The sequence below is a fragment of the Enterococcus sp. ARL09-542 genome (assembly GCF_005234805.1).
In the GTDB taxonomy this organism is placed as follows: domain Bacteria; phylum Bacillota; class Bacilli; order Lactobacillales; family Enterococcaceae; genus Enterococcus_D; species Enterococcus_D gallinarum.
On the sequence record NZ_QPQX01000064.1, the window covers coordinates 1 to 425 of the forward strand.

General features: G+C 41.2%; 1 protein-coding gene. It reads left to right on the forward strand.

The genetic code is table 11. From position 1 onward, the window contains the following. Positions 1-425: Rib/alpha-like domain-containing protein (locus DVW06_RS16925; RefSeq protein WP_274543599.1), on the forward strand; the 425-nt coding region annotated here is incomplete at both ends.

The following is a 425-nucleotide window of genomic DNA, read 5'->3' on the forward strand; positions in this document are numbered from 1 at the left end:
GTTCCAGTGGAAGTAGTGGACAATCGAAATGATGCTGAAAAATATACTCCAGAAGTAGAAAAAGAAGAAGTCAACTACGGAGGAACGATTGATCTGACGGATAATGTAACTAACTTGGAAGAGCTGCCGGAAGGCACGAAAGTGAACGATGTTACACCAGAAGGTGTCATTGATACAACTCAACCAGGTAAGTATGAAGGAACGATAGAAGTTACGTACCCGGATGGAACAAAAGATACAGTGAAAGTTCCAGTGGAAGTAGTGGACAATCGAAATGATGCTGAAAAATATACTCCAGAAGTAGAAAAAGAAGAAGTCAACTACGGAGGAACGATTGATCTGACGGATAATGTAACTAACTTGGAAGAGCTGCCAGAAGGCACAAAAGTGAACGATGTTACACCAGAAGGTGTCATTGATACAAC